The following is a 23934-nucleotide window of genomic DNA, read 5'->3' on the forward strand; positions in this document are numbered from 1 at the left end:
AAAGCGATTGAGTTAATTAATGACAAATGTAGCAATCAGTGACCAAGAATATCGAGACTTTTGCAAACATCTCGAAGCCAAGTGTGGGATCGTACTGGGAGACAGCAAGCAGTATCTGGTACGCAGCCGCTTGAGCCCGCTGGTGAATAAATTTGGCGTGGGGTCGCTGTCAGAACTGATAAAGTCGGTGATTACGGGGCGTAATCGCGAGCTGGCAGTCGCTGCGATAGATGCGATGACCACCAATGAAACCTTATGGTTTCGTGATACCTATCCGTATGAGGTGCTGGCACATCGCTTGTTACCCGAGCTGGCTAAATCACGTAAGCCGATTAAAATCTGGTCCTCGGCGAGTTCGTCAGGACAAGAGCCGTATTCGATTGCCATGACAGTCGCGGAAACCCAGCAGCGTAAACCTGGCATGATGGGCAGCGTAAGCATCACCGCCACCGATATCTCTACGTCGATGTTAGAAGCCTGTCGTCAGGGGATTTATGACAACCTAGCACTAGGACGCGGGCTGTCGCCAGAGCGTCGCCGTACGTTTTTTGAAGATGTCGGTGACGGCAAAATGCGGATCAAAGACAATATAAAGCGCATGGTGACTTTCCGCCCACAAAACTTGATGGAAAGCTACAGCCTTTTAGGCAAGTTTGACATCATTTTCTGTCGTAATGTATTGATTTACTTTTCACCTGATATGAAAGCCAAAGTGTTGAATCAAATGGCGGGAGCACTGAATCCCGGCGGTTATTTGATATTGGGCGCGTCGGAGTCACTCACGGGGTTAACTGACAAGTTCGAGATGATTCGGTGTAACCCTGGCATTATTTATAAGCTTAAATAAAGGATGGCAAAAAGCGGCACATTGTTTGCCGCTTTTTTGCCTCCTAGTCTCGCGCTCTCGTTTTTCATTCATCAGTGCCCCTGCTCTCAGTCCACGTCCCACCTGGGTTTAAGATAAAAAAGAAGCCTTGCTAGAAACTTGGCACCCTGTTTGCTTTATTCCATGCAGTAAGAACTCGGAGGTTGTCCATGGCGATCACATTTGACAATGCACTTGGTGTGCACCAGCACACGGTTGGCGTAAGAGGCAAGCGGGCAGAAACCCTGTCTAGCAACATTGCAAATGCCAACACGCCAGGTTACAAGGCGCAAGACATCGACTTTCAACGCGCCCTAAAAGCGGCAACATCCGAGGCAAGTATTGGCCTAAGCCGCACCAATGAGCGGCACATTGCTGCCTCTAGCCAAGTGATGGGGGAAAAGAAGTACCGTATCCCCACACAGCCAGATACCGGCGATGGCAACACGGTTGATGCGCAATTAGAAAAGAACTTGTTCATGCAGAACGCACTGGAATACCAAGCCTCACTGGATTTTCTTGGCTCTAAGTTCAAGAACATGAAAAAGGCATTGAATGGGAAATAATCGATGAGTTTGTTTAATATTTTTAACGTGTCGGGATCGGCGATGAGTGCCGAATCAGTACGATTGAACACCACATCAAGTAACCTGGCCAATGCCAATTCGGTGAGCAGCTCTGCTGAAGAGACGTATCGAGCCCGGCATCCGATTTTCTCTGCGGAGCTTAATCGCTTTAAGCAACAGGGTGAAAGTGTGCCAGTCAACATTGATGGTATTGTCGAAAGCCAGAAACCATTACGCGCGGAATATAACCCCAACCATCCGATGTCGAATGATGAAGGGTATATTTTTAAGCCGAACGTCAATGTGATGGAAGAGATGGCGAACATGATTTCCGCATCGCGCGCCTATCAAACCAATGTGCAGGTGGCCGATGCGAGTAAACAAATGCTGATGCGTACGCTTCAGATGGGTCAGTAATGTAGGAGGCGAAGATGGCCGGAATTGACGGTACAGGTTCAACGAACGGACTGTCCTACATTGACCAGCTAAAGGCGCAGCAAGAGAAAAAACTGCAAGAGAAGCAAGACTCGACCACGGGTAAGCAAGCACTCGAGCAGGAAGACTTTCTCAAATTGCTCACCAAACAGCTGTCACAGCAGGATCCGTCTAAACCTGTCGATAATGACAAGATGATCTCACAGATGGCGTCGTTTGCCACGGTTGAGGGCATCGGCAAAATGAATAAGCAATTTGATACGTTCAATGAGTCGATTACGTCTAACCAGGCATTGCAAGCGTCATCTTTGGTCGGACGTGACGTCCTCGTCCCCGGCTCCACCGGGGTGAAAGGTGAAACGGGCGGTGTTGCAGGAATGGTGAAGCTGCCCCAAGCGCTGGATAATGTCAGTGTTCGGGTGGAAAACGAGCAAGGGCAACTATTGCGAACCTTCAGTATGGGCGCTAAGCCGCCGGGTGATCACCGCGTTGAATGGGACGGGCTCGACGATAACGGCAATCCTATGCCGGAGGGCACGTACAAAATTAAAGTAAGTGGCATGGTTGATGGCCAAACCCAAGAGTTTGATGTGTCGACCTATGCCAATGTAAACAGTGTCTTGCTGGGGAATGGCGATGGCAATGTGATGTTGAATATTGCTGGCTTTTCCTCACCGATGAAACTGGCTGAAGTGCTAGAGGTCGGTAACGCCGACGTCGGAAATGTGACGAAAGGCTAACCGATTTATTAGGAGTGAAAAGCAATGGGTTTTAATATTGCGTTAAGTGGCCTTGGTGCGGCCCAGAAAGACATGAACACCACCAGTAACAACATCTCGAATGCCAATACGTATGGCTTTAAGGAATCGCGTGCTGAGTTTGGTGATGTCTACTCAACGTCCATCTTCTCAAACTCGAAGACCACTAACGGGACCGGTGTACAAACGTCGACCGTGGCACAGCAGTTCCACGAAGGCTCAAGTATCTACACCAACAACCCACTTGATTTGCGGATTAGTGGTAACGGCTTTTTCGGCGTGTCAAATGACAAGCTGCAAAATAACGATTACCAGTTAACGCGCAACGGTGCCTTCCATCTTGATAAAAATAACGACATTATCAACTCTGAGGGCCAGTATTTGCTCGGTTATAATGTCGACCCTGAAACCCAGCAGGTGTCGTCTTATGAGCCGCAGTCGCTCAATGTGCCCGATCAGTTTGGCCAGCCTCGTGCATCAGAAAATGTCGATATTGGCTTGAACTTACCGGCCGGCGGCGCAGAGAAAGATCCCGCACAGTTTAACTTTAAAGATCCAGAAACCTATAACAAGCAAACGTCGGCGACGGTCTATGACTCACTGGGTCAGCCGTACAAATTATCGACGTATTATGTAAAAGGTAACGATCCGGCGAATCCGAACAGTTGGTCGGTGTACTACACCATGACAGATCCTGAAGGTGAGAAGCCGGTGAATATCCAAGGCGGTAATGTTACTAGTGCCTCTGGACAGGTTGGCCACACTATCGACTTTAACTCCGATGGCTCGGTGAACAGCATCAATGGCGGTAACCCGATCGTGACCGATGCCTTGGGGCCAGCGGGTGCCGGGCTAGAAATGAACGGGGCTGACGGTGACCAGCAGCTCACGCTCAACTTCGATAATCCGACTCAATATGCCGCGCCGTTTGAGATGCGTAAATTTACTGACGATGGTGCAACCACGGGGTATCTCACCAAGGTCGATATTGATCCTAAAGGCACCATTATGGCGACCTACAGTAACGGTGAAAATGTCGCGTTGGGGCGGGTTGCGATGGTGCGCGTCGCCAACCAGCAAGGCTTAGCCCAAGTAGGCAATACCCAATGGGATGTGACTCAAGATTCGGGTGACCCCGTTTTTGGTGAAGCGATGCAAGGCGCCTTTGGTCAGGTAAAAAGCGGGACGATCGAGCAGTCCAATATCGATATGACCCAAGAGTTGGTTGACTTGATTACCGCGCAGCGAAACTTTCAGGCTAACTCACGTGCCTTGGAAGTGAGTAACCAAATGCAACAAAATATTCTACAAATTCGTTAGTGACATTAACCTTGCCGCCCACTGATAGGGCGGCAAGGCTTTTCCATTTCCTCTCTTCTCCTCCCCCTTTCTGGCGGCGAAAATACTAGTAATAGATTGATCTTAAAGGCATAAAATTACTGGCACGCTCTTTGCTTTCTTCTGTGTAGAACGATTGTGGAGGCAACCAATTATGGATCGCTCGTTATACCTTGCCATGAGTGGCGCAAAGCAAGATATGCAGGCTATGCAATTGCGCGCTAATAACTTGGCCAATGTCAGCACCACCGGTTTCCGGGCTGACCTTGAACAGTCTCGATCAATGCAAGCTTATGGCGAGGGGTTACCCAGTCGAGTATTCAACATGACTGAGCGACCTGGATACAGCTTCGAGCAAGGCTCAACCATTACCACAGGTCGTAATCTGGATGTGGCGGTGCAAGGTGAAGGCTGGATGTCAGTGCTAGACAGCCAAGGGCAAGAAGGCTACACCCGTGCCGGCCATCTCAAAGTGGATCAAACCGGCCTACTCCAAAACAGTAATGGTAACCTCATTGTCGGAGAGAGTGGGGGCCCGATATTTATTCCCCTCCCTGCAGCAAAAATAGAAGTGGGCAAAGACGGCGGTGTTTCTGTACTCCCCCAAGGTGCGCCACCTGATGCGATGGAAATGGTGGATAGAATCAAACTGGTTCGCCCAGATAATCAAGATCTCTTTAAAGACAAAGACGGCGTGTTCAAACCCAAAGAGGCCGGCACCGTGTTTCCGGCCGATGCTGGAGTCACGCTGCAAACAGGGGCGTTAGAAGGCAGTAACGTCAACGCTGTGGGTGAGATGACTGGGTTAATCGACTTGCAACGTCATTTTGAAATGCAAGTGAAGTTAATGAAAACCGCAGAAAAAATGGACGAGTCGTCAGCATCACTATTGCGGCTTGGCTAAGGTTTATTAAGAGGAAGTAATTATGCATCCAGCATTATGGGTCAGTAAAACCGGACTTGATGCGCAGCAGACCAATATCTCGACGATTTCGAATAACCTAGCCAACGCATCCACGGTCGGGTTTAAAAAATCACGCGCGGTGTTTGAAGATCTCTTCTACCAGAACATTAACCAACCAGGTGGGCAATCCTCACAGAACACTGAGTTGCCAAGTGGATTGATGCTCGGTGCCGGTTCAAAGGTGGTGGCCACCCAGCGTGTCCACACCAATGGTAATGTGCAAACCACAGACAATGCCCTCGACATGATGATTGAGGGAGACGGCTTTTTCCAAGTGCTGCTCCCTGATGGCAACATCGGCTATCAGCGAAACGGTCAATTTACCTTGAATGATGAAGGCACGATAGTGACGTCAGGTTCAGGTTACACCTTAGAGCCTGAAATCACCGTTCCTGACGATGCGGTGCAAGTGACGGTCGGAACCGATGGTGAAGTGTCTGTGCGATTACGAGGTCAGCAAGAGAACCAGGTACTGGGTCAAATTACCACGGTCGACTTTATTAACCCAGGTGGGTTGGAGCCAATAGGCCAAAATATTTACCTGCCCACCGGCGCGAGTGGTGATCCACAAGAAGGCGTTCCCGGGCTTGATGGCTTTGGTGAAGTCAAGCAGTCGATGCTGGAAACCTCTAACGTCAATGTGACTGAAGAGCTGGTGAACATGATTGAGGCTCAGCGTGTCTACGAAATGAACTCCAAAGTGATCTCGTCGGTTGACCAGATGCTCAGCTACGTCAATCAGCAGCTTTAAGTAAGGTTTAGGAGGCAATGATGTCGGTGCAACGTATATTAATCCCAGGCCTTTTCTTTGCCACCTTGTTGGGGCTGGGTGGCTGTTCATTGCCGGGGCAACAAGATACAGGCAGTGATCTTGACCAAGCGACCTCGACCACCGACGCGGTAGAAGGTGACACCACACCAGAGAGCGAAGGCTTGATTGGTTTGTTGCGCCAACGTGACGATCCCAAAGCGGACGATCCAGCATGGTCGCCGATTCGCCCACAACAACCTCCTGAGCACTATGCTACGGCAACGGGCTCTTTGTTTAATGCCAGTGAACAGCGTGATCTCTATGATGGCTCCAAGCCTCGCGGGCTAGGCGACATTGTGACCGTGATGCTGGAAGAAAATACCCAAGCACAAAAAAGCGCCAGTTCTGACTTAGCCAAATCCAATGATCTGACCATGGATCCCCTCTCGCTTGGTGGTGAAGAGATCACCATTGGCGAGCGAACCTTGTCGTACGAAGTCAGTAATGACAATTCGGTAACTGGCTCTACCTCAGCGGATCAAAGTAACAGTCTTCAAGGCTCTATCTCTGTGCAGGTGGTGGATGTGCTGGCGAACGGTAACCTGATGGTGCGTGGTGAAAAGTGGCTTACTTTGAACTCCGGGGATGAGTACATTCGTCTCAGCGGCACCATTCGTCCGGCCGATATCGGCCCTGACAACACCATTGCATCGACCCGAATTTCCAACGCCAGAATTCAGTATTCAGGCACCGGTGAGCGACAAGATACGCAAGAGCAAGGCTGGTTGGCACGATTCTTTAATGTCACCTTGTAGCCCTACAATGTGCCGGAGAGTTGACGTGAAAAAGTGGTTGTTATCGATAGTCCTGCTAACGGTGGCGATGCCAAGCCTGGCCGCGCGCATCAAAGATGTGGCGGAGGTGGCTGGGGTACGCAGTAACACCCTAACGGGTTATGGCTTGGTAGTGGGGTTACCGGGTACCGGCGAGAGCACGCCCTTTACCGATCAAAGTTTTAAGTCGATGCTAGAAAACTTTGGCATCCAATTGCCGCCAGATATCAATCCTCAATCGGCCAACATTGCCGCCGTCGCCGTCACCGCTGATCTGCCTGCGTTTGCCAAACAAGGTCAAAAACTTGACGTGACTGTGTCGTCGATTGGGTCGGCAGAGAGCTTACGTGGCGGCACCTTGCTACAAACTTTTCTCAAAGGTTTGGATGGTAAGGTCTATGCAACCGCACAAGGAAACTTGATTGTCGGTGGCTTTAGCGCGACCGGTGCCGATGGCTCTCAGCTGGTGGGCAACACCCCAACCGTTGGCCGTATTACCAATGGCGCGTCCGTTGAGCGGGAAGTCCCTAATCCCTTTGGTCGTGGTGATTACCTGACCTTTAACCTGTTCCAATCCGACTTTACCACCGCACAGCGTATGGCGGATGCGGTTAATCGCTTTCTTGGTCCGTCTACCGCATCGGCCATGGATGCGACCTCAGTGAGAGTCCGAGCGCCACGCGATGTGAGCCAGCGCGTGGCTTTCTTATCTACCGTGGAAAATATTGAGTTTCAGCCGGGTGATGCGGCAGCGAAAATAATCGTTAACTCTCGCACCGGCACCATTGTGGTTGGGCAAAATGTTCGCCTTCGCCCAGCCGCCATTACGCATGGGGGGATGACGGTCTCTATACAAGAGGACTTCAACGTTGATCAACCTAATCCACTAGGAGGCGGTGAAGCTGTGGTCACGCCCGATACTGAGATCAATGTTGAGGAAGAAGAAGGGCGAATGTTCCACTTTAAACCTGGCGTGACTCTAGACGATCTCGTACGTGCCGTGAATGGGGTTGGCGCGGCACCCTCGGATCTCATGGCGATTTTGCAAGCGCTGAAACAAGCCGGGGCCATCGATGGCCAATTGATAGTGATATAGGGCAACGCATGAAATCTCCTGTTGATAGTCAATTTGTACACGATATAAGCCAGCTCGATTCATTACGTCGCCAAGCCGTGAAAGGAGAAGAAGGGGATGAAAAAGCGGCGTTGCGTTCAGCGGCGGAGCAGTTCGAGTCCTTATTTACCCAGATGCTGTTCAAGTCTATGCGTGATGCCAATGAGGCATTTGAGTCTGACTTGATTGATGATCGTACCTCGAAGTTTTATGAGCAGATGGCTGATGAGCAGATGGCCAGTGAACTCAGTCGAGAAGGCTCACTGGGGCTCGCGGATATGATTGTTGAACAATTAGGCAAAGCGCAGGGCGACAGCCAGCCAGACATGAATGAAGCGGCTCGCGCGTCGGCGCAATCTTTGCCGTTGGATCAAAATCGTAGTCGAGAGGCAGCAGAGCAGGCGATAGCGGCGCTCGATAGTCAGTCTATCGCGCCGCCAGCTACCAGTCTCCCCACGTCACAACGGTCACAAGGCTTTGATTCGCCAGACTCTTTTGTAAACACGCTGGCGCCGCATGCACGTCGCGCGGCGCGTGCGCTGGGTACTGATCCAGCGATTATTCTTGCTCAAGCGGCACTAGAAACCGGTTGGGGAAAGAAGGTGATTGCCAATGCCCGCGATAACAGTCATAACTTGTTTAATATAAAGGCGGATCAACGTTGGGGGGGCGATAAAGTCGCTACACAAACCCTGGAGGTGTATGACGGGATCCCGGTTAAAGAAACGGCAAGCTTTCGTTCGTATCCCTCTTATCAAGAGAGTTTTGACGATTTCGTCTCATTTTTACGTGATAATCCACGCTATGAGCAAGCTTTATCACAATCTGCGCAACCTGAACGGTTTATTCGCGAGCTTCATCAAGCCGGGTATGCGACCGATCCGGAATACGCGGATAAGGTCATTCGTGTACTCGACCAAGTCCGCGACATGATGGACTAGAAAAGCGGCAGGCAAGGGCTTGCCGTTCTGTTTTTTGCTCTCTTTGATGCGGTTTACTATTCTCTCAACGTCATGTTTATCAATGACTTTTCTTTTTGGCCTCTCCTTGGCTCAATTTTTGCTTGTTTCCTAGTATCTCGTTTTAATTGCCGGGTTATTTGGAGGCACAATGGGCTTGGACCTGCTTTCCCTTGGGTCGCAAGGCGTACTGACTGCGCAGCGACAGCTGAATACAACAGGTCACAATATCTCTAACGTGAATACGGAGGGGTATAGTCGTCAGTCGGTTGAGCAAAAAACCAATGATGTCCACTTTTGGGGCGGCAATAATTACGGCACCGGTGTCCATGCCGCGGCAATCCGTCGCAACTATGACAAGTTTGCGGTTAACGAATTAAATGTCTCAACATCAAACCTTTCTCATGCCGCTGCCCGCAATGAACAGCTTGGTCGGCTTGACGATATGATGGCGCACTCGGCCAAAAAAATCCCCGAGAACATGAACGAATTCTATGGCGCGGTTAAAGGGCTGGCCGATAGCCCCAGTGACATGGGCGCTCGTAAAGTCGTGCTCGAAAAAGCGCGTATGGTCGCCGCTGGCATGAACGATGTTTATGGTGTGTTGCAGCAGCAGTCAATTGATACCTCTTCTCAAATTGACGCGACCGTTAAGCGGATGAATGACATTGGCCAAGAACTGGTAGACGTGCATAAGGCAATGCTCAAAACCCCCGCTGAAGCCAATGACTTGTTAGACCGCCATGATAAGTTGATCCGAGAGCTCTCTGAATATACGCAGGTGAGTGTGAACACGCGCGAAGACGGGTTGTTCAACGTGATTATCGGCAGTGGCCATATGTTGGTGTCTGGCATGAATAGCAGCGAGTTGACCACCTTGCCAGGTAAGCCTGACCACCAAGAGCGTCGTTTGGCGTTGGTGGAAGGTAAGACAGTCAAAGCCATTTCTAATCAAGACATCCGCGGCAAACTCGGGGCATTGTTTGAATATCGGGATGATACCTTGGGACAAGCGCGAGACGAATTAGGTCGGATGGCCATTGGCTTTTCCGAATCGCTCAATGACTTACAGGGGCAAGGGTTCGATCTTAACGGTGAGGTTGGCAAGAACATTTTCACTGACTATAACAGTGACCGTATTGCGAGTGCGCGCGCGATAAAAAGCGGCGATTCCACGGCAGACTTGAAAGTTTATATCGATGATCTTCAGCAGCTCAAACGGGGTGATTATCAACTCAAGTTTGATGGCACCCAATATACCCTCACCTCACCAGATGGAAAGCAATCGACGGTGACCCCCAGCGGCACGCCGCCAAGTTTTAATGTCGACGGGATGCGCGTGCAAGTGGATGCCGGGTTGGCGGCTAATGAGCGCGTTTTAATTCGGCCCGCCCGCTCAGCGGCAGGGCAAATGCGTGTGACTATGGACGATCCGGCGGATATCGCGGCACAAAGCTATGTCAGTGCAAGCTCGGTGAGTAACGGCGACGGTGATGTACGAATTTTACAAGCCGGTGGACAAAAAGAGTTTCAAGTTCGGCTCTCCCCCGATGGGAGTCAATTTGCGGTGACCGACCCTAAGGGGCAAGTCTTGGTCGCGCCACAGGCCTATCCGCCAGGTGGACCCATTGATGTCAACGGCACCATTATTGAGGTCAACGATAAAGCGGCCCCCGATGATGTCTTGGCGGTCAGCTTGATCCCGGCGGATGGTGACAACAGTAACCTGATCCGCATGCAAGAGCTGCAAACGGAAAAACTAATGGATAACGGTCGCTCGACAGTGCTCGATGTTTATGAGGGGCTAAGTACCGATCTTGGGGTACAAAAAGCCTCCTATAAGCGTCTACAAGATGTGAGTATGGTTGAACATGATGCCGCAGAAAGTCGCGTGGCGGAAGTGTCTGGGGTGAACCTAGATGAAGAAGCGGCCAACATGATGAAGTTTCAGCGCGCGTATATGGCCGCGTCACGGATCATGACCGCCGCCAATGAAACCTTTGATTCTCTGCTCAATGCAACGCGATAAGGTAGGACAGTATGATTAGTCGTATTGCCAGCTTTCACAATTACCAGTCCGTCTCCAACGACATTATGCGCCAGAATGTGAAGGTACAGGATAACCAAGAGCAGATGGCGACGGGCAAACGTGTTATTACATCCGGTGATGATCCGGTGTCGTCGATCTACATTCAAAACTTTCGCCAACAAGATGAGCAAATTGACCAATTTGTTGACTCGATTACGTTAGCGCGAAACCGGCAAACCCGCGAAGAAATCGCGATTGATGAGTCCGAGCAAATCATGGACGGCGCCAAACGCAAAGTGATGGCGATGATCAACGGCTCGTTATCGGTGGAAGATCGCACCGCGCACCGGCAAGACTTGCAAGGGATGTTTGATAATTTTATGGACTTGGTAAACACCAAGGATGAGTCAGGTAACTTTTTGTTTTCCGGTACCCAGACCAGTACACAGCCGTTTTATCGTGATAGTCAAGGCAATGTGCGTTATGCGGGAGATAGTTACTTTCGTACCGCCCAAGTGGCCCCTGCAGTGGAAGTGCCGACGTCTGATCCAGGCGATAAACTGTTTATGGAAATTGATAATCCCTTTGGCGACTATCAGCCCGAATATGATCTCGAAGATGGCTCTTTATTGCTGATGGCGAAAGCGGAAAATACCAATGATGCGGATACCTCTAACTATTCGGTTTCATTTGATGTTAATGCCAATGGCGATACCACCTACTCGTTGATGCAAGATGGCACTGAAGTCAGTGCTGGGCTGTATGACCCGCAAAACGGCGTTGAGTGGAACACGTTGAAAATGACCTTCGAAGGTGAGATGAAGCCAGGCGATACCATCAATTTAGAAAGACAAGACAGCTTCAATATTTTCGATTCGTTTAAAAATGGTGCCGCGCTATCATATGCCGATATTGATGATGCGTCTGCTACGGCAGAACTCCACCAAGTGACTGAACAGTTTGCCGCGGCCTTCAAGCACTTGAATAAGGCACGCTCAGAGGTCGGCACACGGTTGACCACACTCGATCGACAAGAAAGTATGCACAAAGACTTCAAGTTGGTCCTCAATCGCTCACTGGGCACCATGGAAGACTTGGACTATACCCAAGCGGCCATCGATATGAACGAGGACATGCTCGCGCTGCAAGCCTCTCAGCAGGCCTTTGCTAAGACTAAAGATCTTTCGTTGTTTAATTATATCTAATCCAAAGTGTCAGCGTTTGATTGTCATAAGGTGCCGAGGATAAGAAAAAACGGGGTCGCATCAGCGGCCCCGTTTGTATCCGGTTAGGCTTGCGGGCTCACTCTTTAGGGGCAGAGGTCACTCACTATACGGCGTGCCATGGCATCAAGCAGAGGTTGCTTGTCTTTGAGCATAGGCGGGTAACTGAACGCGTACTCAGCATAGCCTGGCATGGCATCAGGGGTTTGCATATCACTGTTCTGATGGCCGGCAAAAAACACATAACACGGTGTGCCAACGGCAACCGTCAGCCTGTGTACCGCTGTCCCGGCGGTAAACACACCAGACAGCTGTTTGATCGCGTGAGCCGTTCCCATAAAATCATTTTTAAGATCCAATCCAGGCAAGGTGACGATTTCAACCCCTGTTTGTTTCTTGATTTTACTAAGCTCTTTATCACACTCGCCATATTGTAAATTAACAAACTGGGCGTCAGGGCAAAGCTGGCGCATGGTTTTGATCCAGCCCGCTAATTCATCTGCCACCAAATAGTGAATGTTACGCGTGGCGGCGGCGAGGCCACTTCGCCAACACACACCAAACACAGGTCCTTGTTGATGTAGCTCGGCTAACGGGGCGATCCAAGGGGCATCGGCGGCGACATCCGGGACAATATAGGTTTGTTGATAGAGGTGACGCCCAAAGTGGTGGTAGCACAGGCCCGCTAACGACCCTCCGGCAATCCAACTATCAATATCGGCTAGGACATGTTCTGGCACAAAAATATCTTTTCCGTCAGTGCGAGAAATGGGCACAATCTCCGTGCTGGGAAAAGCCTGACGCAACACCGGCTCCAAGCGAGGATCACAGCCGACATAGACTTGACGGGCGCGCTCAACCACCATGGCGACGTTATGTAAATAAGCCAGTTCATCGCCGACCCCTTGCTCGGGCATGATAAGTACGGCATCCGTCTCTGGCCTAGACAAGTCCCAACGGGGTAAGTTGCCGTGATATTTGAGGCGGCGACCGCACTCAATCCCTGCCTCATTGGCTTGATAGAATTTCTCCCATGCCATTTGCGTGCGATAGACAAACGCCAGGTTGAATCGCAGTGCGTGATCGTCAGGCTGAGAAGCTAGCAGGGTCTCGAGGCGCTGCTGAGCTTGGTCAATATCGCCCATATACCAGTCAAGCTCGCCCAATTGTGCTTGTAAGGTATTGGCTTGTTTATCCTTGACATGATTGAGCGCCTTCTCGTGAATCTGGTAGCAATCGGTTAATTTATCTTGGGTAAATTGATGGTGCTGCTTGAGCAGTTCGAAGGTTGCACGGGCATAAGCATAATGTAACTCACCGCGCTCAGGCTCATCACGCAAACATTGTTTGGCCAGTTTGCTTGCTTCTAACCAGTTTGCTTCATTGAGATAAACCACCAGGAGTTGACGCATAAATGCCGTGTCTTGTGTTTGCTTATAGGTCGTTAAGCAGCGCTGGCGCGCGCTAGCATACTCACCCAGTCCGGCTTCTGCACGGATGAGTAACAGTTGCCAAATTGGATGAGCCTGTGCGTTGTCACTGCCACGTAGTAGCAATTGTTGTGCTTTACCGAACGCTTTCTGATCCAATGCTTGCTGTGCCAATGCCATTAGCGCAGGTGGGTAATCAGGCTCCAGGGTGAGTATAGTTTGATAAAGCTGTTCGGCTTGGTCACTGTGTCCATCAGCGACCAAATCAGCTGCCACTGACAAGGTTTTGTTAATTTCATCCGCTAGCCCTTGGTTCTTCAGCTGGTGGAGCCCGTCACGCAAAGCGTGCGTTCGACGACTTTCTCCTTGTAGGCCGAGTTTGGCCGTCAACTGCTCACGCAAATTAAGGATGTCTTGGTTGGTGGGGGCGGCGGCAAACAGTGCTTCAACGATTTCCATGGCCGCGTGGTTATGCCCTTGTTGCGTCAATAACTGTGCCTTATCGAACAACAAAGACAGATCGTCAGGGGCATGCTCAAGCGCGTGGTCAAGGTGAGCCATTGCTTGCACGTATTGTCCCGCTTCCGCATCCAGTACGGCCAGCACTTGCCGCACTTGAACCGTATCGGGGGCATGGCTCAGTATTTGCTCGAATACTTGCCGCGCATCGGGTTTCTTCCCTTCTTGGTAAAGACGAATCCCGAGCTGAAAGGCGTCATCCAGCGTCATATTGGTGTGGCCGTCATTGTCTTGCGTCATCGGTTACATCGTCCTGTTATCCGTGAAAGCCTCGTGCATCACAGCATGAGGCTGGCGAGCATCGATAAACCAATAATTTAGCAAAAAATATGCCTTGCGTCCGGCTGTTGAAAGAAGTTGGCCGCTAACTTGCAGGCTAACTTTCATATAGACGGCAAAAAGCTAGGCGAGGCATTGCCGTACCTTGCCGCTAAGCACAGAAAAACGGCAGAATTTTTCGAGTTGGCCTTGGCTGTGAGGATGAAAAAATCATTTAAACCTTTGATTTTAAATGATTGATAAAAGTTGGCACACATATTGTATTTGTTTATCCAAGCGGCCAGTTTTTGAACGGGCTGATTTTGAAACTGATTAACAAGCTGTTCCCGCAGCACCGCCAAACACAGTGCAACACGTCGCGGGTAGGCTGTTTCGCAAAGCAAGCGAAAGTCAAAGGAGAGCAAAATGGGTGTAACAGTTAACACCAACGTGTCTGCGATGACTGCGCAGCGTTACCTGAATAAAGCGACCGATGAGTTGAATAATTCAATGGAACGTCTGTCGTCAGGTAGCCGAATTAACAGTGCTAAAGACGACGCGGCGGGTTTGCAGATTTCTAACCGTTTGGTTGCCCAAACACGTGGCCTTGATGTGGCAATGCGAAACGCCAATGATGGTATTTCTATTGCGCAGACCGCCGAAGGGGCAATGCAGGAATCGACCAATATTTTGCAGCGTATGCGGGATCTTTCCCTCCAGTCTGCAAACGGTGCCAACGGTAAAGCCGAGCGCGTGGCTATTCAAGAAGAGGTGGAAGCACTGAAAGATGAGCTTAACCGGATTGCTGAAACCACGGCGTTTGGTGGCCGTCGATTGCTTAATGGCTCGTTTGGTGAAGCCTCGTTCCAAATTGGTGCCGATGCCGGTGAGGCGATCATCATGGGACTATCGAGTATTCGCGCTGATGATTTTCGCATGGGTGGCGTAGAATTTGTTGGCGGTCAACCCAAATCAGCTGGATGGGAAGTGGATGGCGCAGCCTCGACGTTACAGCTGCAGTTCACCACCAAAGATGGTGAAAACATTAGCTTGAGTATTAATGCAAAAGCGGGCGATGATGTTGAAGAGCTGGCCAGTTACATCAATGGTCAGTCTGATGAAATGCTCACAGCATCGGTCGATGAGCAAGGACAGTTACAAGTATTTATGCAAGAGCCAGATGTGCAGGGGGCGGTCACATTTAGCGGCGGTTTAGCGGCATCGCTTGGTTTAGCTAGCGGTAATGGCGATCTGGTCTCTACGGCCGACCTGGATGTGTCAGATGTGGGTGGCGCGCAAATGGCCGTTGGGGTTATTGACTCTGCAATGCGCTATATCGATAGCCAACGGGCGGACTTGGGGGCTAAGCAAAACCGACTCAGTCACACCATCAGTAACTTGTCGAATATCCAGGAGAACGTGTCTGCGTCTAACAGCCGGATCCGTGATACCGACTTTGCCCGAGAAACCACGGCAATGACCAAGGGGCAAATCCTGCAACAGGCTGGCACCTCGATGTTGGCACAAGCGAAACAGATGCCGCAAGCGGCACTAAACCTCCTGCAATAATGCCTGCCTGCATATCAGCACACTAAAAGCGGCAATCAGTTGCCGCTTTTTTTTGTGCTATTTTTCTAAAAATCTTCCTAAAGATATTTCTCCTTTGGGCGTTAACCTTCATAGCGCCTTACGGCAGTGGTGTAAATGCACCGCCAAGCACCGATAAAAAAAGCTAAAGCTTTCTCAACGTGCGCCGCTAAATGGGTTGTGAACAATTTTGATACTGGTTTTCCCTGGTCAGCTGGGCGAAGCCGGACCTAGAACCAAAGGAGAATAGTTATGGCTATTACTGTTAACACTAACGTCCCTGCGATGACGGCTCAGCGTTTTTTGAATAACTCAACCGATGCGCTGAACAACTCGATGGAGCGTTTGTCATCCGGTTCTCGCATTAACAGTGCTAAAGACGACGCGGCAGGCCTTCAGATTTCTAACCGTTTGATGGCACAAAGCAACGGGCTGGGCGTGGCTGTTCGAAATGCGAACGACGGTATTTCAATGGCGCAAACCGCTGAAGGTGCGATGGAAGAGTCAAGCAACATCTTGCAACGTATGCGTGACTTGTCACTGCAATCCGCTAACGGCTCTAATGGAGATGCTGAGCGAAGCGCAATCCAAGAAGAGGTTGTCGCGCTGAAAGATGAACTGAACCGTATTGCAGAAACAACCTCGTTCGGTGGGGCGAAACTGCTTAACGGTACCTTCGGTACCCGCTCTTTCCAAGTGGGGGCAGACGCCGGTGAAGCGGTGATGATGGAGTTTAAAAACATCCGTGCAGACCACAGTGAAATGGGCGGGGCAAGCTTTACAGCGGCTAACGCAAAATCAGCAGGCTGGACGGCGACTGCCGGTGCCACCATGGCAATCAATATCACTAACGCTGACGGCACGTCTACGTCTATCAACGTAACAGCTAAAGGTGGCGACGATATTGAAGAGATTGCGACTTATATCAATGGTCAAGCGGATGACAAATTGAGCGCGTCTGTGACTGAAGATGGCGAGCTGCAAATCGTCACCGGTGCTGGATCTGATGCCACCTTCACGGGTGCGTTGGCAACATCGCTAGCGATGGGTACCAAAGTGGATGAAACCATTAAAGATGTTGATGTTTCGTCTATGGGTGGTGCGCAAAAAGCCGTGGGTATGATTGATAACGCGATGCAGTTTATCGATTCTCACCGTGCGGAATTGGGTGCGAAGCAAAACCGCTTGAGTCACACCATTGCCAACTTGGATAACGTTAATGAAAACGTCTCGGCCTCTAACAGCCGGATCCGTGATGTTGACTTTGCCAAAGAAACAACCAACTTGACCAAGTCACAAATCTTGCAGCAATCTGGTACCTCTATTTTGGCGCAAGCCAAGCAGGCACCACAAGCCGCACTGAGCCTGCTCGGTTAAACCATTCACGAGTGGCGGCTTAATCGCCGCCGCTACGTTTTGGGAGGTGAATAGCGATGGACATTTCATCCGTTACAAATTCATCCCTGCCGCACTCAGCACACTCTGATGGCACAAAGGTTGCTAGAGATGTAAGAGTTGGAAAAGTACGCCCAGATCCGGTCAGCCAGCACCAGCAGGCAGAACGTCGTGAGGCGAAAGAATCAATGCAACAACGCCGTGTAGAGCAGTCACAGCGCATTGAGGAAAATCGCCAACTACAACGACAACAACTGGAGAAGTTGGTAGAGCGGCTCGATGAGTTTATGTCCGACTTTAACAAAGGGCTCGCATTTCGTTTGGATGAAGACACAGGACGCAGTGTGATCACTGTTTATGAAATGAACAGTGGTGACATCATCCGTCAGATCCCAGAGCAGGAAATGTTAGAGCTTGCTAAGCAATTGTCGCAACACGCGCGAGGGCTTGTCACAGAAAAGGTATAACGAGGTGAGAGAGTCGTTATGAGTGTTAAGGCAGCAGGCATGGGCGGTGGCATGGATATTAATGCCATGGTCACTAAAATCGTGGATGCTGAACGTGCACCCAAGCAAGAGCGAATTGTCAAACGCACTAATGAGGTTGAAACCGACATCAGTGCGTTTGGCCGCTTAAAAGAATCTCTCGATAAACTCAAAACCCAAATGTACGATTTTCGTCGCAACGAAGGTTTTGCGGCGAGAACCACATCCGTTAGCAATCCAGACGCACTTGGCGCCAGCGCGACGCCAGATGCCATTCCCGGTCGTTATCAAATCGATGTTCAGCAACTCGCGGGTTCACACAAGCTTGTGTCACCGGGCGTTGATGCTGAGGCGTCTTTAGGTAGTGGCAAGCTCACTATCACCATGGGTAATCGCACCAGTGTGATTGATGTTCCCCAAGGTAAAGACAGCTTGGCTGACGTTGTGCGGGCGATTAATAGCGATCCGAAAAACCCCGGTGTGCAAGCGTCGCTGATCCAAGATGATAGCGGTGCACGCATGGTGTTGAATGGCAATAAAACGGGGGCGGACAATCAGATGGAAGTCAGTGTTGATGCGCAAGTGGGCAGTGCGCTTCATCAGTTAGGCTTCAAAGCCGGACAAGCCAATAATGGCATGGCACAAATGCAGGCCGCACAAGATGCCAAGATACTGATTGATGGTATCGCGTCAGTCTCTAGTGCGACCAACACCTTTGATAATGCCATCGAAGGCGTATCACTGGAAGTGGCGCAAACCAGTGATAAGCCGCTGTCACTCGCCGTTGAGCATGACCGAGAGTCAGTACGTTCGACCATTACGTCGTTCGTGGATAATTACAATGCGTTTTTCCGTGTCTCGCAAGCGGTGAGTCAGTATGACCCCGAGACCCAGCAAGGCGGCCCTTTGGTGGGGGAAAGTGTCATTCGAACGGCAACCAGTCGATTGCGTAACCTTTTCTCGTCACCGATTGAGCAAGCGCCTGAGGGAATGAAAACCCTGAGTGAGCTTGGCGTCACTACCACCATGGACGGTCGTCTAGAGGTCGACAACAAGGTACTTGACCGACAACTGCGTCAAAACTTTAACGCACTGGAAGGCTTTTTTGGTGGCAATGATGGTTTTGCGCGTCAGCTTGAACAAGTGGTTGGCGGCTTTACCGGCGCGGGGGGCGCGATCAGTAATCGTGAAAGCACATTGTCAGAGCAAAAACTTCGCCTTCGTGATGATCAGCGAGAACTAGACCGCCGCATGGAAAACTTAGAGTCGCGCACCATGCAGCGCTTTTCTGCGATGGAAGAAGCCACCTCGCAAATGCGTTCACAGTTACAAGCTATGCAAAACATTATGCCGGGTTAATAATGACCCAGGTATCCGAATGGCTCGACGCACTCGAACAGATTGATGAGGCTATTGCGCAGCAATTGAACATGAGTGACATTGATTCAGAAAAGCTGGCTCAGCAATTGCATGACAGACAGGCGTTACTTGACCAGATTGCAGCGTCGCCACAAGCGCCGAATCAACAGCAATGGTCTCAGGCGTTAACAAGAACAGAAACGCTCATTGATGCACTCGAGGGGCAGAAAGCCGATGCTGCCAAGCGCTTGTTACAGCAGCGCAAGGGGAAGCAGTCTGTGCAGCTGTATAAGAAATTTCAATAAGTGAGGAAGACTATGAGAGGCTCACTACAGGCCTACAAGAAGGTCTCGGTTGACAGTCAATTAAGCGCTGCGTCGCCTCATAAGGTTATCCAAATGCTGATGGCCGGCGCGATTGAGCGCTTAATTCAAGGCAAAGCTGCCATGGCACAAGGCGACTTATCCGTCAAAGGTGAGCGGTTAGGTAAAGCGTTAGATATCATTATTAATCTACGTGCATGTCTATCAATGGATGATGGCGGCGATATCGCTGATAACTTAGACGCCATCTATGACTTTATGATTCGTCAGGTGAGTACCGCGAATTTGGAAAATAAACCGGAACCCATCGACGATGTGATTGAACTATTAAGAGAGATAAAATCCGCTTGGGACCAGATTCCTTCCGAATACCATAATATGACTCAAGCGACCAGTTAAACTGCCTATCAAACCACTGACATGGCACTGGAGTCACAGGTTTACTGTGTCTCCGGTTGCCTTATGCGCGTTCTCTATTACAATGTCTTGATTAAAATTGAGATTGTTGTTGCTGAAAAGCAACACGATTATAAAAAGTTATCAGGGCAGACGTATCTCACACATGCAAGATTTAGCAAAGATCCTCGTTATCGATGACGATGACCAGTTTCGTCACGATCTCGGCGTGATACTCGACTTTATCGGCGAGCGTTACGCGCTTCACTCGACCGCGGATGTCAGTGATGCACTTTGGGAGCAAAACTGGGGCGCATGTTTTCTTGGCCACGTCCGCTCGACACCGTTACTTGAAAAAGTACTTGAGCAGCTTGCGACCTATCATCACGTGCCTGTGATTGCGATTCGACGCCACGATCGTGAGCTTTCAGGGTTACCCAACTATGTGGGTGAACTTGGGCTACCTTTGAACTATCCGCAATTATTCGATGCACTCCATCACTGTCGCGAGTTTGCCGGTAAACAGGCTTTCAGTATTCCGCAGTTGTCTGGTGATAATACCGCCTTTCATAACATGGTGGGTAAAAGCGATGCTATCGAACAGGTTCGTCATCTCATTGAGCAGGTCGCGTCTACCGAAGCCAGTGTTTTGATCCTCGGTGAATCTGGTACCGGAAAAGAAGTGGTGGCGCGTCATATCCACCATGCCTCATCACGCGCGTCTGGCCCCTTTGTCCCCGTCAATTGCGGAGCAATTCCAGGCGAGTTGCTAGAAAGCGAACTCTTCGGTCACGAGAAAGGTGCCTTCACGGGGGCGATTTCAGCGCGTAAAGGGCGCTTCGAGCTGGCGGAAGGCGGAACATTATTTTTGGATGAGATCGGCGACATGCCGATGCCGATGCAAGTTAAATTGTTACGTGTGTTGCAAGAACGCACGTTTGAGCGCGTAGGAGGCAACAAAAGCATTCGCGCCAATGTTCGCGTCGTTGCCGCGACTCACCGTACACTAGAAACCATGATCAAAGAAGGTGAGTTTCGAGAAGATTTGTATTATCGACTCAATGTCTTTCCTATCGAAATGCCAGCGCTGCGCGAGCGAATTGATGATATTCCGCTATTGATCCATGAGCTCATGTCTCGTCTTGATGTGGAAGGTAATGGTCGGATCCATATTTCCCCTCGTGCGATTAATTCGCTGATGGAGCATGAGTGGCCAGGCAATGTTCGCGAGCTGGCGAATCTGATTGAGCGTTTGGTTATCTTGTATCCTGGGCAAATGGTCGATGTGAACCATTTGCCTGCCAAATATCGCTACAGTGATATTCCCGAATTTCAGCCTGAGGCCTATTCGGTCGAAGATACTGAAATGGCGGAGCGTGATGCGCTTACCGCGATGTTTCATGAGCCGGACGAACCTGCTTTCGAGGAGGATATGCCTGGCTTTGCGGATAGTCCCGGCTTCACAAGCTTGCCGCCTGAGGGTGTGAATTTGAAAGAAACCCTCGCCGAGGTTGAGATTGATTTGATAAAGCAAGCGCTAGAGGCGCAGTCTGGTGTGGTTGCTCGGGCGGCTGACATGCTGAGTATGCGGCGAACGACACTGGTAGAAAAGATGCGAAAGTACGGATTGAACAAGGAAGAATTAATCTAGAACGACGAGGCGTCAAAAAGCGGAGTCAAAAAAATGACTTCGCTTTTTTGTCTTCAACTATCTGATAAAACTAGTGATTTTTGTGGCATAATCTCTGCTTAAGTGAGTAAAACCTTGATCGAAATGTGTGTTGCCTAAATGGAAACCCAATCTTCGCCACTGGGATCAGTGGATCAACAAGTCACTCGGTATAAGCAAGTTCTCGATGTGATGCCAGCAGGCGTTATCTTGCTTGATGCTAATGGCCGTGTCGCTGAAGCTAATCCAGAGGCGCATCGCCTCCTTGGGGAACCGCTCACTCAGCAGCGTTGGTTTGATGTGATTCAACGCGCTTTCTCGCCGCGAGACGATGATGGACACGAGGTCTCTCTCAAAGATGGTCGTCGGGTGAAGCTGGCCATTTCAGCGTCCGACTCAGGGCAACTTATCTTGATCACCGACATGACAGAAACCCGCTTATTGCAGTCGCGCGTGAGTGATCTGCAACGTTTGTCGTCGTTGGGGAAAATGGTGGCGTCGCTGGCTCACCAAGTGCGCACGCCGCTATCTAGCGCGATTTTATATGCGTCGAATCTTGGCGCGCCCAACCTCAATGATGCGACACGGCAGCGGTTTCAATTCAAACTGTTAGACCGGCTACATGACTTAGAAAAGCAAGTGAACGATATGTTGTTGTTTGCTAAAGGTGGCGACAACAAGGTGGTGAAAGTGTTTACCGTTGAGCAGTTGTTTAATGAATTTGAGCCCATGGTGGATGCGGTGATTCAAGGCCACGATGTTGATTTTGCCATCAACAGCGATGACGAAAGCCTCCCCTTGCTCGGTAATCCCAATGCATTGGCCAGCGCGCTGAGTAACTTGGTTGTCAATGCTGTTCAAGTCGCGGGCAAGGGCTGCCAAGTGGTGGTTGATTCGCGCCAACAAGGCGATAGTTTATTACTGTCTGTTGCCGATAGTGGTCCAGGTATTGCGCCTGAGCTGCAAGCGAAAGTTTTAGAGCCTTTTTTTACCACACGACAGCAAGGTACAGGTCTTGGTCTCGCCGTTGTGCAAATGGTGTGTCATGCCCATGAGGGCAAACTCACCTTACAATCGGAACCTGAAAAAGGGGCCTGTTTTACATTGTGTTTGCCGCTTGCCAAGGGGGAAGCGGCAGAGCAGGGTAAGAGCGTAGGAGAAACACAATGAGCCAAACCACAGTGCTAATCGTTGAAGATGATGAAGGTTTGCGCGAGGCGCTGGTCGATACCTTAGCCTTAGCGGGATACCATTGGCGCGAAGCGGACAGTGCAGAGCAAGCGCTCGTGACATTAAAAGCCGAGCCAATTGATATTGTTGTTTCAGATGTACAGATGGCGGGGATGGATGGCTTGGCGCTTTTGCGATCAATCAAAACGCATACGCCAAATTTACCTGTGTTGCTCATGACCGCTTATGCCAACATCGAGGATGCGGTGGCCGCCATGAAAGAGGGGGCCATTGATTACATGGCCAAACCTTTTGCGCCAGAAGTGCTCCTCAATATGGTCAGTCGCTATGCACCGGTTAAAAACGATGACTCGGATGCGATTGCAGAAGATCCGAAAAGTGTCGCCTTGTTAGCCTTGGCCGATAAAGTCGCCAATACTGACGCCAATGTGATGATCCTTGGGCCGTCAGGGTCGGGTAAAGAAGTGATGGCGCGCTATATTCATGACCACTCTGCGCGCGCGAATGCCCCCTTTGTTGCGATTAACTGTGCCGCAATTCCCGAAAACATGCTGGAAGCCACCCTTTTCGGCTATGAGAAAGGGGCGTTTACCGGTGCGGTGCAAGCGTGTCCGGGAAAATTTGAGCAAGCCCAAGGTGGCACTATCTTATTGGATGAAATCAGTGAGATGGATTTGGGGCTGCAAGCCAAGCTGCTCCGCGTATTACAAGAGCGAGAGGTGGAACGCCTCGGGGGGCGAAAAAGTATTCAGCTTGACTTGCGGGTGCTTGCCACCAGTAACCGCGATCTAAAAGACTATGTGGCGCAAGGACACTTTCGTGAAGACTTGTACTACCGTTTGAATGTGTTTCCCATCACGTGGCCCGCGTTATATGAACGCCCAGGTGACATTATCCCGCTGGCAAATTATTTATTATCACGGCATTGTCAAAAACAAGGTTTGCCTTGTCCCAGCATACAGCCTAACGCTGAGCAAAAGTTGTTGAATTACACCTGGCCTGGCAATGTGCGGGAGCTTGATAACGTCATGCAGCGTGCCTTGATACTGGCCACCCAATCTCATATTCAAGCAACAGATATTTTACTCGAGGGGCAAGACTGGCAAGATGCGTCTGGCTTACAAAGCAAGGTGATGGATAGTCAATCGCATGCAGCCGCTGCGACGCCACCGACCGAGCCTGTCCAAGAAACGATGGAGCCTTCACCAAACGGGGCAGGCTTGGGCAACGAATTACGCGACCAAGAGTTTTCTATCATACTCGATACCATCCGTGCGTGTGAGGGGCGGCGCAAAGATGTCGCCGAGCGCTTAGGGATCAGCCCCAGGACACTGCGCTATAAGCTGGCCAAAATGCGTGATGCCGGGATTGATATTCCTCAGTAATGGCTCAGCGTCGTCAGCTTTTGCGAAAGTGGTCTCAAAGTTGCACATAGTAAGATGACTGATAGTAATCTGACTGAAATGACAAAATATTGACACAGGAAG

Annotated in this window: 22 protein-coding genes; 21 read left to right on the forward strand and 1 reads right to left on the reverse strand. The window is 50.4% G+C overall.

What is annotated here, in order from left to right:
- Positions 1 to 19: 19 nt before the first annotated feature.
- The 12 genes from BZG13_RS02005 (at position 20) to flgL (ending at position 11817) form a co-directional block, all read left to right on the forward strand.
- Positions 20 to 847, forward strand: a complete 828-nt coding sequence (locus tag BZG13_RS02005) for a protein-glutamate O-methyltransferase (RefSeq protein WP_069363215.1) — start codon at positions 20 to 22, stop codon at positions 845 to 847.
- 188 nt (positions 848 to 1035) lie between these two features.
- The gene (flgB, locus tag BZG13_RS02010) at positions 1036 to 1431 is read left to right on the forward strand and encodes a flagellar basal body rod protein FlgB (protein WP_046074968.1); all 396 of its coding nucleotides are present in this window, start codon (positions 1036 to 1038) and stop codon (positions 1429 to 1431) included.
- A gap of 3 nt (positions 1432 to 1434) precedes the next feature.
- Complete coding sequence (gene flgC / locus BZG13_RS02015) at positions 1435 to 1848, forward strand: flagellar basal body rod protein FlgC (RefSeq protein WP_077456397.1); 414 nt, start codon at positions 1435 to 1437, stop codon at positions 1846 to 1848.
- Positions 1849 to 1862: 14 nt separating this feature from the next.
- Positions 1863 to 2606 carry a flagellar hook assembly protein FlgD gene (flgD, locus tag BZG13_RS02020; RefSeq protein WP_069363213.1) on the forward strand — a complete coding sequence of 248 codons (744 nt, stop codon included), beginning with the start codon at positions 1863 to 1865 and terminating at the stop codon, positions 2604 to 2606.
- Between the two features lie 24 nt (positions 2607 to 2630).
- On the forward strand, positions 2631 to 3944 hold the full coding sequence (flgE, locus tag BZG13_RS02025; RefSeq protein ID WP_077484609.1) for a flagellar hook protein FlgE: 1314 nt from the start codon (positions 2631 to 2633) through the stop codon (positions 3942 to 3944).
- 172 nt (positions 3945 to 4116) lie between these two features.
- Positions 4117 to 4866: a flagellar basal-body rod protein FlgF gene (gene flgF, locus BZG13_RS02030; protein ID WP_077484611.1), complete on the forward strand. Its 750-nt coding sequence runs from the start codon at positions 4117 to 4119 to the stop codon at positions 4864 to 4866.
- Positions 4867 to 4888: 22 nt separating this feature from the next.
- Positions 4889 to 5677 (forward strand): flagellar basal-body rod protein FlgG, encoded by a 789-nt coding sequence (gene flgG, locus BZG13_RS02035; protein ID WP_069363210.1) that lies wholly within the window; start codon positions 4889 to 4891, stop codon positions 5675 to 5677.
- Between the two features lie 20 nt (positions 5678 to 5697).
- Positions 5698 to 6492, forward strand: a complete 795-nt coding sequence (locus tag BZG13_RS02040) for a flagellar basal body L-ring protein FlgH (protein WP_106406594.1) — start codon at positions 5698 to 5700, stop codon at positions 6490 to 6492.
- Between the two features lie 67 nt (positions 6493 to 6559).
- Complete coding sequence (locus BZG13_RS02045; protein ID WP_369801983.1) at positions 6560 to 7606, forward strand: flagellar basal body P-ring protein FlgI; 1047 nt, start codon at positions 6560 to 6562, stop codon at positions 7604 to 7606.
- Positions 7607 to 7614: 8 nt separating this feature from the next.
- Positions 7615 to 8565, forward strand: coding sequence for a flagellar assembly peptidoglycan hydrolase FlgJ (flgJ, locus tag BZG13_RS02050; protein ID WP_077484613.1), 951 nt, complete (start codon positions 7615 to 7617; stop codon positions 8563 to 8565).
- A gap of 169 nt (positions 8566 to 8734) precedes the next feature.
- Positions 8735 to 10612: a flagellar hook-associated protein FlgK gene (flgK, locus tag BZG13_RS02055; RefSeq protein WP_077484615.1), complete on the forward strand. Its 1878-nt coding sequence runs from the start codon at positions 8735 to 8737 to the stop codon at positions 10610 to 10612.
- Between the two features lie 11 nt (positions 10613 to 10623).
- Positions 10624 to 11817 (forward strand): flagellar hook-associated protein FlgL, encoded by a 1194-nt coding sequence (gene flgL / locus BZG13_RS02060; protein WP_077456389.1) that lies wholly within the window; start codon positions 10624 to 10626, stop codon positions 11815 to 11817.
- A gap of 104 nt (positions 11818 to 11921) precedes the next feature.
- Here flgL and BZG13_RS02065 read toward each other — a convergent pair whose 3' ends face one another.
- On the reverse strand, positions 11922 to 14024 hold the full coding sequence (locus BZG13_RS02065) for a tetratricopeptide repeat protein (protein WP_077484617.1): 2103 nt from the start codon (positions 14022 to 14024) through the stop codon (positions 11922 to 11924).
- Between the two features lie 444 nt (positions 14025 to 14468).
- On the opposite strand from BZG13_RS02065, the gene BZG13_RS02075 reads away from it, so the two are divergent.
- From BZG13_RS02075 to BZG13_RS02115, 9 genes are all read left to right on the forward strand, one after another.
- Entirely contained in the window at positions 14469 to 15611 is a 1143-nt protein-coding gene (locus BZG13_RS02075) for a flagellin (RefSeq protein WP_077484622.1), read from the forward strand.
- A gap of 270 nt (positions 15612 to 15881) precedes the next feature.
- On the forward strand, positions 15882 to 17006 hold the full coding sequence (locus BZG13_RS02080; protein WP_077484624.1) for a flagellin: 1125 nt from the start codon (positions 15882 to 15884) through the stop codon (positions 17004 to 17006).
- Positions 17007 to 17092: 86 nt separating this feature from the next.
- Positions 17093 to 17491, forward strand: coding sequence for a flagellar protein FlaG (locus BZG13_RS02085; protein ID WP_255377420.1), 399 nt, complete (start codon positions 17093 to 17095; stop codon positions 17489 to 17491).
- 18 nt (positions 17492 to 17509) lie between these two features.
- Positions 17510 to 18868: a flagellar filament capping protein FliD gene (gene fliD / locus BZG13_RS02090; protein WP_077484626.1), complete on the forward strand. Its 1359-nt coding sequence runs from the start codon at positions 17510 to 17512 to the stop codon at positions 18866 to 18868.
- 2 nt (positions 18869 to 18870) lie between these two features.
- The gene (locus BZG13_RS02095) at positions 18871 to 19173 is read left to right on the forward strand and encodes a hypothetical protein (protein WP_077456377.1); all 303 of its coding nucleotides are present in this window, start codon (positions 18871 to 18873) and stop codon (positions 19171 to 19173) included.
- Positions 19174 to 19185: 12 nt separating this feature from the next.
- On the forward strand, positions 19186 to 19590 hold the full coding sequence (gene fliS, locus BZG13_RS02100; RefSeq protein ID WP_046074953.1) for a flagellar export chaperone FliS: 405 nt from the start codon (positions 19186 to 19188) through the stop codon (positions 19588 to 19590).
- 163 nt (positions 19591 to 19753) lie between these two features.
- Positions 19754 to 21238, forward strand: coding sequence for a sigma-54 dependent transcriptional regulator (locus BZG13_RS02105; RefSeq protein WP_077484628.1), 1485 nt, complete (start codon positions 19754 to 19756; stop codon positions 21236 to 21238).
- A gap of 138 nt (positions 21239 to 21376) precedes the next feature.
- Positions 21377 to 22426: a sensor histidine kinase gene (locus BZG13_RS02110; protein WP_077484630.1), complete on the forward strand. Its 1050-nt coding sequence runs from the start codon at positions 21377 to 21379 to the stop codon at positions 22424 to 22426.
- Entirely contained in the window at positions 22423 to 23832 is a 1410-nt protein-coding gene (locus BZG13_RS02115; RefSeq protein WP_077484632.1) for a sigma-54-dependent transcriptional regulator, read from the forward strand. Before BZG13_RS02110 ends, BZG13_RS02115 begins: the two co-directional genes overlap by 4 nt.
- Positions 23833 to 23934: the final 102 nt, after the last annotated feature.

The organism is Salinivibrio sp. ML323 (assembly GCF_001995745.1).
Taxonomy (GTDB): domain Bacteria; phylum Pseudomonadota; class Gammaproteobacteria; order Enterobacterales; family Vibrionaceae; genus Salinivibrio; species Salinivibrio kushneri.